Annotated in this window: 9 protein-coding genes; 2 read left to right on the forward strand and 7 right to left on the reverse strand. The window is 53.5% G+C overall.

Annotated elements, in window-relative coordinates; translation table 11 throughout:
* Positions 1 to 7 precede the first annotated feature (7 nt).
* Positions 8 to 574, reverse strand: a complete 567-nt coding sequence (locus FH749_11720; GenBank protein MTI96131.1) for a glycerol-3-phosphate responsive antiterminator — start codon at positions 572 to 574, stop codon at positions 8 to 10.
* A 275-nt stretch (positions 575 to 849) separates the two neighbouring features.
* Positions 850 to 3,522, reverse strand: coding sequence for a copper-translocating P-type ATPase (locus FH749_11725; protein MTI96132.1), 2,673 nt, complete (start codon positions 3,520 to 3,522; stop codon positions 850 to 852).
* Positions 3,523 to 3,636: 114 nt separating this feature from the next.
* Here FH749_11725 and FH749_11730 point away from each other — a divergent pair, with 114 nt between their 5' ends.
* Positions 3,637 to 4,035: a NusG domain II-containing protein gene (locus FH749_11730; GenBank protein ID MTI96133.1), complete on the forward strand. Its 399-nt coding sequence runs from the start codon at positions 3,637 to 3,639 to the stop codon at positions 4,033 to 4,035.
* Positions 4,036 to 4,202: 167 nt separating this feature from the next.
* Here FH749_11730 and FH749_11735 read toward each other — a convergent pair whose 3' ends face one another.
* The 4 genes from FH749_11735 to FH749_11750 all read right to left on the reverse strand — a co-directional run bounded on the left by FH749_11735 (position 4,203) and on the right by FH749_11750 (position 10,548).
* On the reverse strand, positions 4,203 to 6,923 hold the full coding sequence (locus FH749_11735) for a UPF0182 family protein (protein ID MTI96134.1): 2,721 nt from the start codon (positions 6,921 to 6,923) through the stop codon (positions 4,203 to 4,205).
* Positions 6,924 to 7,004: 81 nt separating this feature from the next.
* Complete coding sequence (locus tag FH749_11740; GenBank protein ID MTI96135.1) at positions 7,005 to 7,805, reverse strand: DUF368 domain-containing protein; 801 nt, start codon at positions 7,803 to 7,805, stop codon at positions 7,005 to 7,007.
* Between the two features lie 395 nt (positions 7,806 to 8,200).
* Positions 8,201 to 10,297 carry a ferrous iron transport protein B gene (gene feoB, locus FH749_11745; protein MTI96136.1) on the reverse strand — a complete coding sequence of 699 codons (2,097 nt, stop codon included), beginning with the start codon at positions 10,295 to 10,297 and terminating at the stop codon, positions 8,201 to 8,203.
* A 5-nt stretch (positions 10,298 to 10,302) separates the two neighbouring features.
* Positions 10,303 to 10,548 carry a ferrous iron transport protein A gene (locus FH749_11750; protein MTI96137.1) on the reverse strand — a complete coding sequence of 82 codons (246 nt, stop codon included), beginning with the start codon at positions 10,546 to 10,548 and terminating at the stop codon, positions 10,303 to 10,305.
* Between the two features lie 127 nt (positions 10,549 to 10,675).
* On the opposite strand from FH749_11750, the gene FH749_11755 reads away from it, so the two are divergent.
* A complete protein-coding gene (locus tag FH749_11755; GenBank protein MTI96138.1) occupies positions 10,676 to 11,149 on the forward strand; it encodes a DtxR family transcriptional regulator in 474 nt (157 codons plus the stop codon).
* A gap of 32 nt (positions 11,150 to 11,181) precedes the next feature.
* Here the strand turns inward: FH749_11755 and FH749_11760 are convergent, their stop codons facing one another.
* Complete coding sequence (locus FH749_11760) at positions 11,182 to 12,021, reverse strand: class I SAM-dependent methyltransferase (protein ID MTI96139.1); 840 nt, start codon at positions 12,019 to 12,021, stop codon at positions 11,182 to 11,184.
* Positions 12,022 to 12,289: the final 268 nt, after the last annotated feature.

Here is a 12,289-nt window from a genome sequence, read left to right on the forward strand (position 1 = left end):
GCTTTATTTACATATACCACAAATCTGCCTTGCTGGTGGAAATCCCCACCGCCCCTGCCTTCAGGGTCGCGATGATTTCCTCTTTGCTCTCAATCAAGCCGCCGGCGATTACCGGAATTCGGGTTTCCCGGCCCACCTGGGCAATCACCCGGGGCACCAGGCCCGGCATCAATTCAATGGCGTCGGGCCGGGTGGCAGTAATTGATTTAATTGCCGATTCCACCGACAGCGAGTCTATCATAAACACCCGCTGAATGCTGTTCATTCCTAACTCCCGGGCGCTTTTAATCAGGCTGCCCTTGGTGGTTATCACTCCATCAGGGCCCACGGTCTGCTGCAAATGCCTGAGGGCGGTCATATCCCGGGAATACCCTTCCATCAGGTCAAAATGTACAAACACCTGCTTTCCCGCCGCATGAATCCGTCGCACAGTGTCCTTGAGCTCAAAGATGCTGCCCCGGAGCAAAAAAATTATCTCCGGCGGTGCCTCGATTGCCTCGCCAAGCTGATTGGTGTCGTTGATTGCCGCCACAACCGGGCTGTTTTGAATCCGGGCCACAAAATCATCGCGCACAGCACTTTCCCCCGTTTCGCCGGGTGATAAAAGTAAAGAAACCGCACCAATGAAAACCTGCCTAAACAGGAACCATTCAGCGCGGCTCTCAATATCTCCAGCCGTATTATGCTTCTTAATCTATTCTATTCGCCACTGGCCGGGGAAATCCTCTTTTTTACGGCAACAAACGGACGCACCCGATTGCAAGGTGCGTCCGTTGACGCAATGTCCAATCTTGTCGATTTTGGCGCATCCAACCTCCGTCCCCGGGTGCGCGTCCCCGGTGCGCCAGGTTAGATTTTGGCGCGGCGGAGGAGGTTGGCGTTGCCGACGACGGTGATGGAGCTGGTGGCCATGGCGATCTCGGCGATGACCGGGTGCAACAATCCGAGGATTGCCAGGGGAATCGCAACTGTGTTGTAGGCGTAGGCCCAGAACAGGTTCTGGCGGATTTTACGGAATGTCGCCTTGGACAATTTGACGGCGCTGACCACCGCCTGCAGACTGCCGCTGACTAAAGTGATGTCGGCGGCTTCGATGGCGATATCGGTACCGGTGCCAATGGCCACGCCCACATCGGCCTGGGTCAGGGCCGGGGCGTCGTTGATGCCGTCGCCCACCATCGCGATTTTATTCCCCTCAGCTTGAAGGCGTTTGACTTCATCCACCTTGCCATCGGGCAGCACTTCTGCCAGCACGGTGCCAATCCCCACTTTGCGGGCGATTGCCTCGGCGGTGCGCTTGTTATCGCCGGTGAGCATGGCAGTCTTCAGGCCCAGCGCTTCCAGGGCGCGAATTGCCGCAATTGAGTCATCCTTGATGGTATCAGCGACTGCAATTACACCAGTGAGGGCTCCGTCTGCCGCTACCAGCATCGCTGTCTTACCCTCGCTCTCCAAACGGACCAAATCGGCTTCCAGGGGCGACGGGTCAATGTCGTTGTCAGCCAATAAGCGGCGGCTGCCCACCAACACGGTCTTGCCGGCGAGAACGGCTTGCACACCCTTGCCGGTTACCGAAGTGAAATCCTCCGGTTCCGACAATTCTAAGCCGCGCTCTTTGGCGGAACCGACAATTGCCCGGCCCAGTGGGTGCTCGGAGGCCTGCTCGACCCCGGCCGCCAGGGCAAGCAGCTCTTCTTCACTACTGCCGGCAGTTACCAAATCCGTAACCTCCGGTTTGCCCCGGGTGATGGTCCCAGTCTTGTCAAATACAATTACATCTAAATCACTCATCGTCTGGATGGCGGCGCCATTGCGGATTAAGACTCCGTTCTCGGCGCCGAGACCGCTGCCCACCATCAAAGCGGTGGGTGTGGCCAGCCCCAGAGCGCAGGGACAGGCGATGACCAAAACGGCGATGGTCGCGAAAAGCGCCAAGGTGACGCCGCTCAAGGTCGGGTCAACCCAGGGCAGCACGTCCCGGAGCAGTGATCCGGCCGCCCGCATCACATCGGGTAGCAAAATCCAAAAGGCAAAGGTCAGGGCAGCAATGACCAGCACCGCCGGCACAAAGTAACCGGTGATACGGTCGGCAAATTCCTGAATTGGCACTTTGGTGCCCTGGGCTTCTTCAACCATCTTGATGACCTGGCTGAGGAAGGTATCCTTGCCGATGCGGGTCGCTTTGACCTTCAAGACGCCTTGCTGGTTGACAGTGGAGCCGATAACCTCGTCACCGGACTTGCGGGTCACCGGCAGTGATTCGCCAGTGGCCATGGACTCATCCACCGCACTCTCCCCGGATTCCACCACACCGTCGGTGGGGATTTTCTCACCCGGACGCACCAGCAACAAATCGCCGACCTGAACTTGTTGAATCGGCACTTCCCGCTCTTCGCCGTCCACCAAGATGGTGGCGGTGCGGGCGCCCAGCTCCAGCAGCTTGCGAATCGCCTGGGATGCGCGCCCCCGGGCCTTGGTCTCGATATACCTGCCCGTAAGATGGAAGGCCATGATCATCGCCGCCACACCGGCGTAGTTTTCAATCGGCGCGAAGAATACCAGCACGCCGGTGACCATCGCCGCGGCGGTCCCCATGGCAATCAGGGTATCCATATTGGCGCTGCCATGACGCACCGCCCGCCAGGCCGAGACAAACACGTGGCCGCCAGCCCAGATAACCACCGGCAGCGCCAGCAGCACCATGCCCAGATTAAAACTGGTAGGGGTGGGCCAGCCGTGCTGATGATGTCCGGCGGTCATGGCAATCAGCATCCAGATAGCCGCTGGCAGCGTAAAGCCCCAAGCCACCCACATTCGCGTGGCTGCTAGTTTCAACTTGGCGGCATCCTCATCTTGCTCTGCTTCCGCCTCTTCCAGGATACTGGCCTCGTACCCGGCAACGGAAACAGTGTCGATTAAGTCCCGCACTGATACTTGCGCCGGGTCAAATTCAATTGTAGCTTGTTCGGTGGCCAGGTTAACCGAAGCTGAGAATATCCCTTCCCGCTTCTGCAGCGCCTTTTCCACCCGGTTGGCACAGGCGGCGCAGGTCATACCCTGGATGTCTAAGATTATCTTCTCCGCCTTTGCAGCCACCTGATAACCGGTTTTTTCAATCACTTGCCGCAAATCATCTTCAGTTGTTACAGCGGGCAAGAATTCAATTCTCGCTTCTTCCGTGGCCAGATTGACAGCCGCTGAAATTACGCCATCCTGTTTTTGAAGTGCCTTTTCCACCCGGTTGGCGCAGGCGGCACAAGTCATGCCCTGGATTTTCAGACTCAGCTTGCTGCTTTCCCGCACCACTTCATAACCAGATTTTTCTACAGTTCTATACAACTCTTCAGGACTTATTTTGGCAGAATCATACTGGGCACTAGCTTTGCCGGCAGCAAGATTGACTGCAGCCGATTCAACACCGTCCAATCCTGACAATGCTTTCTCCACCCGGTTGCTGCAGGCAGCACAGGTCATTCCGCGGACTGGAAAAACTAGCTTTTTTAAGCTTTTACCTTCACCCATGTTCCTCCTCCTCTCATACCGCTGGGGGGTATGTATATATGCTAACCAATTTATAGGTCCCTTGTCAATACCTAGTCAATTGCTCAAATTTGCTTACCGTTATATAATATACTCATGACTACATTACCCGAAATGAGGCGATTTCATATGCGGCGTGGCGACATAATTATGATTCTGGCAGTTTTGGCAGTAGCCGTTACCTGGCTAGTCTGGCCCAAGTCCTTGGAACCGGCGGCGATGGCCGCAGTGCTTGTGGACAATGAAGAAGTTGCGACAATCGATTTGTCCAAGGACGGCCTGTATCCAGTGCAAGGCAGCCCCGGCGCCGGCATTCTTGAGGTTAAGGACGGTCGCATCCGCATGCAGCCGATGGAGCGGGACATCTGCCCGGCCGGGATTTGCTGCCGGGTCACCGGCTGGATCGAGTCGGCGACCCAATCAATTATCTGCCTGCCCAACAGGATTGTCGTCAGCTTAGGGCAATATGATGATTTGGACTTTATTACCAGCTGACTTACCTGTGATTGAACGATACTCCCTTTTTGGCTGCAGATTTTTTAAGTCTGTTGCAAGGGAGTTTTTTATTTGACCACTTCTCATATGCACATTTCGCCTAATGGTATTTCAATAACTCAACCAAACCAATTAAACAACCCCGCAGAATGTGCGGGGCTGTAGATTTATTCATCTGCAGATAGCAGGTCTTCCAGCTGAGCCAGTAGACTGCCCAGTTCTTCAACTTTGTCACCATAATCAGCCCAGCGGCCGTCCCGGGCAGCAGCTTCCATGTCATCGTAGGCAGTGTTGATTTGCTCCAGCAGTTCTTGAACTGTGCCGGGAATCACTGGCTGCCCCGGATCCACAGGTGCGCCCGGATCGCCGGGTTCACCAGGTTCACCTGGCTCGGACGGCTCGGGATCGTCTTCAAGGATGCCGAATATCGCATCGAGGGCCTGGTCAAGAGTGCTTTCCATGGCCAACTCACCCTGGTAATAGACGATTACCTGACGCATTTCCGGCACGCTCCGGTTCTCAGACTGCAAATACAGGGGTTCAACATAGAGGACAGAACCATTCAGGGGGATAACCAGCAAATTACCCCGGTTGACAGTGGATCCGCCCTGGCTCCAGAGGGTCAACTGGCTGGAAATATCGGGGTGCTGATCAATTGCCGCCTCCACCTGGCTGGGGCCCTCCACATGCTCGCCCCGGGGGAAGCTGTAGAGTACCAGCTCGCCATAGTGCTCACCGTCATTGCGGGCAGCAAGCCAGGCAGTCATATTGTTCCGATTTTGAGGAGTGAAGGGAAGCATCAGAACATACTCAGCTTCTTCGCCCTCCGGCAACTGCATCGTCACATAATAGGGCTCCACTTCTGTCTCCCGGCCGGCATACTGTTCCACGGGAATCTCCAGCACATCGCCGCCCTGATAGAGCATGTTGGGGCTGTTGACATGATACTTTCTCAGGATATCCGCTTGGATATTGAAATAATCCACCGGGTAGCGAACATGCTCTTCCAGGTAGGCAGGAAATTCTGAGCGTTCCTGGATCAAGCCGGGAAACACGCCTTGCCAGGCGTCAATTATCGGGTCATCTTCGGCGAACTTGTAGACATCCACCGTGCCGTTATAGGCATCGACAACAACCTTCACCGAGTTGCGGATGTAGTTGTATCGGCCTCGGGGTTGGGAATAGGGATAATTATCCGCTGTGGTATAGCCGTCAATTATCCAGAACACACGGCCATCGGCCACAACCGGGTATGGGTCGCTGTCGGTGTGGATAAAGGGCGCTACTTTGTTCACGCGCTCCACCACATTGCGATGGAACAAAATCCTGCTCTCGGGAGTAATTTCATCGGAAAGCAGCAATATCGGTTTTTGGTATTTGAGGGCAAAGAGCAGGCGGCGCATCGGATTCAGTTCCACACCGTCTGTGCCCTGATAATCGACCTGGGTATTGTCATCGCCATCGGGATAGCCATATTCCTGGCCCCGGGAGTTGACGACTACAAACTGGTTAGTCATTTCACCAAAATAAATTTCCGGACGATCCAGTGGCAGGTCAATCGTGCTTTCCACAGGAATGTTGCGGTAGAAATAGGTTGGGTGGCCAGTAGAAGTAACTGCGTTCACCGGCGACATCACCACACCATAACCATGGGTGTAGCGAAAATGCTCGTTGATTGGGGTGCGCTGGGGCAGGGCATTTATGTCCAGCTCCCGCACCGCCAGCATTACCTGACGGTATTCATCGTCCAAGCGATAGCGATCGATATCAATGTCGTTGAAGGTATAATACAGACGCAAAGATTGATTTTGCAGATAATGTTGTTTCAAAGGCCGGTAGTCAAGAATCCGGATATTCTCCAAAGTGGTATCTTTTCCAGCCAGGGCCTCGCGGGTGATTTCTTCCTGTCTGTCCAACGGGAATGTGCGGCGGTCGATTGCGTCCAACCCGTAGGCCTGACGAGTGGCCAGGAGATGGTGTTCCAAATAAGGCAGTTCCCGGGCCTGTTCGTTGGGATTGACGATAAATGACTGATAGACAGCGCCAGCGATGCCGGTTACAGCCAGCATCAGCACCAGGGCCACAGGCACCGCATAGACAATTACTGAACGCCTGAGGCCAACATTCACCAAAACCAGAGCGCCTAGAACCACCGCCACCACCTGTTGAACACGGATCAGTGGCAAGCGCACATTCACATCGGTATAACCGGCGCCAAACAGGGCAGTCGAATCAGAGGTGAGTAAGTCGGCCATCGCCAGAAATCTGCTGGCGGCGAACCAAAGCAAGAACAAAGCCAAGAGCACCGAGAGATGGGTGCGGGCTTTTCCGTCAAATTGAAGCCGGTTGTTGACAATAGCGATATTGCCACCAGCAAAATAAGCAAGTGCCACCGGTATCACGGCAAAAAACAGCAAACTGATAAAGGCGCCGCTCAATAATTGAAGCAACGGGTACTGGAACAGATAAAAGGCGGTGTCCCAACCAAGAATTGGGTCAACTTCGCCAGTGGGGACTGAGTTAAGGAACAACAGAACCCGGTCCCAGAGCGCCGGAAGCACCAGGGCCCAGAAGGCGGACACGGCCAGGGCAACATAGACTGCATGCTTCTTCTTCAGACCTGGGGCGCTGTCGCTACTGGCATCAATTACCCGCAAGCGACGCAAGCTCAAGCTCTTGGTCAAAGGCAAGAAGTTGGCCAGCAGGAAACCGAAGGCAAAGACAAACAACACAGCCTTGATCGCCAAATTGGCGACAAACGGTTTTAAAAACACCTCGGTAATCCCCATGCTGCTATACCAGAGATACTCGGTATAATAACTGGTCCCCAGCATCAGCAGCAGAACAACAGCTACTAAAATCGCGGGAATCAAAATTGATTTCTTCATAGAACTCTCCTCTCAAAACCTTCTGGATTTAGCTTACCACAGATGACAATCGCATGACCATAGCTTGATTACAAAAACAACCTATACCGGCAGCTGCCGTCGCTCCCGCCAGATATCCCAGCCCCAGACCAGGGCAAAACCAAGGGCAAAGAGCATAATAACAGGCAAGGTCACCGCCGTAGGTAGCAGTGTCCGGGCGCTGCCGACAATTAAGCCGGAAAACAGCCAGGCAATGGTTGTTTGGTAGCGTGAATAGAAGCGATCTACTGCAGTAGCCAGCATGAAGATGCCAGCCAAGCTACCAAACAGAAACACAAGCAAAGGAATCAAACTGACCTCAGCCAGATAACGGAGCACATCATCATAGATGCCAAATAAAATCAGCACGGTGCTTCCAGGCACACCGGGAATCAACATCGCCACGCTGGCCAGCGCTCCGCCAATTGCCAAGCGCACTAATCCGGGCTCAGGTCCTACTCTCACTCCCCCCAGGGGTTCACTGGCCAAAAGCAGGCCGGCACCAAAGCCAATCAAGGCAATCAGCAGCAACTTACCACTGACCTTGGGCCGGGGGCCAAGTACCGGTCGCACCGAAGCGAGCACGCCGCCCATCAAAAATGCCACCGTCAAATCTCGATGAGTCTCAAATAAAGCCGTAAAGGCAAATCCGCTGGCAAACACCCCCAGGGCAGCGCCGGCGGCAAAGGGCAGGTAGGGTAGCAATTTTAATCGGGACAAGTCAGAAAGTAATTTTTCATACAAACCAAAAATCAAGAGCAACGTACCGCCGCTCATCCCAGGCAATACAATGATAAATCCCAGTATCATTCCCTGTATAAGTAATTGCATTATAGATCGTCCCTTCAGAACTCTTAACCGCATTATTGTCTCATATTTAGGCTTGAAATAACAGTCCCGCCTGATTGCGCTTTAGTTACGGGCAGTTTTGGCGCTGTTGAAATGAGATTCAAATTACATTATAATATTGATATGTGTCTACTGGCATAATACCGTATTTTAAGGAGTGGAAATATGTCTAAACAGCATCGTGGCAAAGGCCTCTGGGGCACAGTCGGCCGTGGAAAAGGCACCTGCCCCCTGTGTTCCCGCACCAACACCAAACTGCTGTGGCAGCGGAAGGACGAGAACGACCAGGAAATTAACGTCTGCAAGCGTTGTCGCAACAAATAAGCAAAAAAGCCAAACCTAACGAGTTTGGCTTTTTTATTTGGCTCTTTCCAAAGCAATCAAAGACTGTGGGAATGATGAACCAGGTGCTACAAAATATATCCCACCAGGCGCACCAATTGGGTGAAGGCGATGCAGACCACAATCCCGGCGATGGTCGGTATCAAGAAGGAAAAGACAGTCCAACGCCAGCTATTAGTCTCTTTGCGGATGGTCAGTAAAGTAGTACCGCAGGGGAAGTGAAGCAAAGTCAATATCATTACATTGACAGCGGTCAGCCAGGTCCAACCATTTGCCGCCAGTAAATCCCTGAGGGCAGTCAGCGAATCAAATTCCAACATCGCACCAGTAGCCAAGTAACTCATAATTATAATTGGGATCACAATCTCATTGGCCGGCATTCCCAGGATGAAGGCCATGAGAATAAAGCCATCCAGGCCCATTAAATCTGCCAATGGTGAAAGGAAATTTGCCCCATGATTTAAGATACTGACTCCGCCGACATCGATATTGGCCGCCACCCAAATTATGAGGCCGGCCGGAGCCGCGACCAGTATCGCCCTGCCCAGGACAAATATCGTGCGGTCAAAAATCGAGCGCACAATCACTTGCCCAATTTTTGGACGTCGGTATGGAGGCAACTCCAGAGCAAAGGACGATGGGATACCCTTTAAAATTGTCAGCGAAAGAAGTTTCGAGACCAGGAGAGTGATGACAATCCCGAGAACAATTACCGCCACCACCGACAGCGTCGCCAAGTTGGTGGACCCGATGAAAATCAGGGCCATGGCAATCAGGATCGGGAACCGACCGTTGCAGGGCACGAAGTTATTGGTAATGATTGCAATCAAGCGTTCCCGGGGCGAATCAATGATTCGGCAGCCAATTACGCCAGCAGCATTACAGCCAAAGCCCATGCACATGGTCAGAGCCTGCTTACCATGGGCACCGGCCCGCTTGAAAAACCGGTCCATGTTAAACGCAACCCGCGGCAGATAACCCAAATCCTCCAACAAGGTAAATAGCGGGAAAAATATTGCCATCGGTGGCAGCATGACCGCAACCACCCAGGCCAACGTCCGATAGACGCCCAAGACTAAGATGCTGTGGAGCCAATCCGGCGCCGAGAGGCTGACAAATAAATTGCTTAACTGCGCCTCAACCCAAAACAAACCATCAGCCAGCATTTCCGAGGGATATTCTGCCCCTTCTATGGTAATCCAGAAAACCAGGCCCAAAAGCAATAACATGCTGGGGAAACCGAAAATTCGCGAGGTGAGGATGCGGTCAATTTTGCGGTCCCGGTCGCTGCGTCCGTTCAGGACCTGGGTCACACACTCTGCCGCCACGGCTTCCGCAGTCTGGACGATATTTTCCACAATCAAATCCCGTAATTCTGCAGCCTCGCTTAGCTGACACTGCTTGAGAGCCGCTTCCGTATCCAAGCTGATTCCCGTATATTTTGCAAGCGACCGGGTAATGCTTACATCTCCATCCAACAAACGCAGCGCCAACCAGCGCTTGTTGACAAAGGATACTTCTTGAAACTGCTCCTCAAGGCATAAAGCGGCAGCTTCGATCTCCTGGGTGTATTTGATCCGTAAGGGCCGGGGGGCGCGTTCTTTTTTCGCCACCCGGGCCACAGCCTGCCGCAGCTCCACCAACCCTTCCCCGTCCCGGGCGTTGGTGCCGACTACGGGGATCCCCAGGTGCTGGGATAGCTTTTCAATATCCACCTTGATCTGCTTGCGCCGGGCCTCATCCAAGAGGTTGACAACCAGGACAACCCGGTCAGTGAGCTCCATCACTTGCAAGACCAAATTCAGATTACGTTCCAGGCAGGTTGAATCGGCAACGACAACGGTCACATCCGGCCGGCCGAAACAGATGAAATCCCGGGCGACTTCCTCTTCCACCGAATTGGCCAGCAGCGAATAGGTTCCTGGCAGGTCCACTAACAGATACTTGTCGCCATCATGGTGAAACCGCCCCTGGGCGTTGGTCACAGTCTTGCCCGGCCAGTTGCCCGTATGCTGGTTCATGCCGGTGAGGCTGTTAAAAACTGTGCTTTTGCCGGTATTGGGATTACCGGCCAGGGCAACGACAAATTCATCATCGGCACGAGCCTGGATGTCAAAAAGATCGTTGAGAACACTAGAGCCGGTTGATTTATTAGTTAACCCCATTCGTCTTAGGCCTCGCTTGGCTCCACATAAATGGTCTGTGCCTCTTCGCTGCGCAAAGCAATCACTGCTCCGCGGATTTTGTAGGCAACCGGATCGCCCACCGGGCTCCGCAGCAGGGCTTGCACAGGCGTGTTATTAATCAGACCAAGGTCCAAAAGCCGGCGCCGGACAGAGCCCTGGGCCAGTAAATTGCGCACCACCCCGGTTCCTCCTAGCGGCAGTTCGTGCAGGGGAATGATATTTACCGCCACAATTGGTCCCTCCTCTTTTTGTAGTGCAGGAAAAAATGTTTCCTACCGCCAACTTATTCAAGATAATTTACCGGGGTGTTGAATAAACATAGGAACAGGTCAAATGTCCAGCAAAGGAGGACGTCCGATGCCCCGCAAGCGTCAGTTCCATACCGTTCGCGGCTACCAACGTCAGGAGCATGGCCTGCTTACCGACAGCATGGAAGATTATTTGGAAATGATCTACCGCCACTGTATAGACGCTGATTTTACCCGTATCAATGTTCTGGCTGAGCAACTAAATGTCCAAGCTTCCTCGGCCACCAAAATGGTGCAAAAGCTGGCTGAACTGGGCCTGGTGGAGTATGAAAAATACGGGCTTGTCTACCTTACGACCGCGGGACGTGAACAGGGACAATTTCTGTTTCATCGTCACCAGGTGGTCGAACAATTCCTCGCCTACCTAGGGGTCGGGGAAGAAGATTTGCTCCGGGAAACTGAGTTGGTAGAACATAATATCAGCCCGAGCACCGTGCGCAAATTGGAACTGCTGAATGAATTCTTTGGCGCCAATCCCGATCTCCAGCGTCGCCTGCGTGCTTTCATAATCGAACAGGAATAAGCAAACCTGCGGCCTCTGCCGCAGGTTTTGACTTATTTTTTGGCAATTATCGCTAGAGACGGAGAATCTGCTTTCAGGGGTGTGCCGGTCAAATCCTCGCCGGCCCAGCAAACTTCCAATCCCCGGTTAGCCAGAAGTTCCTCAATCTTTTCCAAGGTGTAGAGGTGATCCCAGGTTCGGTAGACTGTTGCGGCACCTGATTCCTCGAGCACAACATGCTGGTCCAGCCAGGCATTTTGCTTGGGATAGTGATACGCCGCCGAAAGCGTCAGATGGGCCTGGGGCCGCCAAAAACCAGCGCCGGGTGCAAGCTCCCAGCTCTCGGCCTCCCGTCGTTTCTCCTGGACGCTTAGGACATCAAAGACCAAATGCCCTCCGGGCTTTAACAATTCTGCAATCTTATCAAGAACCAGGTCGCGGGCATTGGGTAATAGCGCCCCTAGGTCGTAGTAAATGAGAGTGATAATGTCAACTTGTTCCTCCATTTCAAGCTTGAGATAATCAGAGCAGATATAGCGTATATCCATCCCGACCCGGACTGCCTCATCCCGTGCCCAGGCAAGAGAGTTTGCCGACATATCAACCCCTGTAACTTCCAGCCCCCGCTGGTGGAAACGGCTGCACCATAGCCCCGGTCCGCATCCCAAGTCCAACAATTCTTGCCCCGGCTCCGGCTCAATCACCTTCATAATCTGTTCCACACTGGCGTCAATCACTTGCGGGGTCCTGCTGGCAGCATCAATCTCTGGGTCCAAATGGGCGGCAAGCATCTGCTTGGCAATCCAGGGATCTGTCCACAGGGACGCGCCGGTGGCGCCATACTCTGGTCGTTTTCCCAAAGCGGCAAGTTCAGTTATATTTAACATTTTCATTGCTCCTTTTTGAGTTATTGCGCGTACAACAGACAAAAATAAAAGCCGCAGAGCTTGCTCTGCGGCTAAAAACCAAAACAGTAGCAAACCTGAAATCTCCTGCAACACAAAACCCGCTGCCTAGCAGCGTTGCTCATGCTGGATTAGGATGATTTCAGCTTTGCATTTCCGACCTGGGCCCTGCCGGGTCCAGCGGAAGGCATTCCACCTTTCAATCTGTTGTACGCAAATCCAGCGTATCAAAAAAGATACACAAATGCAATGGTTT

The organism is Bacillota bacterium (assembly GCA_009711825.1).
Taxonomy (GTDB): domain Bacteria; phylum Bacillota; class Proteinivoracia; order UBA4975; family VEMY01; genus VEMY01.

What these genes read in the sequence shown, in the direction of transcription:
- FH749_11725 (MTI96132.1), bottom strand. Translation starts at nt 3,522, where the DNA reads ATGGGTGAAGGTAAAAGCTTAAAAAAGCTAGTTTTTCCAGTCCGCGGA.
- FH749_11730 (MTI96133.1), top strand. Translation starts at nt 3,637, where the DNA reads ATGACTACATTACCCGAAATGAGGCGATTTCATATGCGGCGTGGCGAC.
- FH749_11735 (MTI96134.1), bottom strand. Translation starts at nt 6,923, where the DNA reads ATGAAGAAATCAATTTTGATTCCCGCGATTTTAGTAGCTGTTGTTCTG.
- FH749_11740 (MTI96135.1), bottom strand. Translation starts at nt 7,805, where the DNA reads ATGCGGTTAAGAGTTCTGAAGGGACGATCTATAATGCAATTACTTATA.
- feoB (MTI96136.1), bottom strand. Translation starts at nt 10,297, where the DNA reads ATGGGGTTAACTAATAAATCAACCGGCTCTAGTGTTCTCAACGATCTT.
- FH749_11755 (MTI96138.1), top strand. Translation starts at nt 10,676, where the DNA reads ATGCCCCGCAAGCGTCAGTTCCATACCGTTCGCGGCTACCAACGTCAG.
- FH749_11760 (MTI96139.1), bottom strand. Translation starts at nt 12,021, where the DNA reads ATGAAAATGTTAAATATAACTGAACTTGCCGCTTTGGGAAAACGACCA.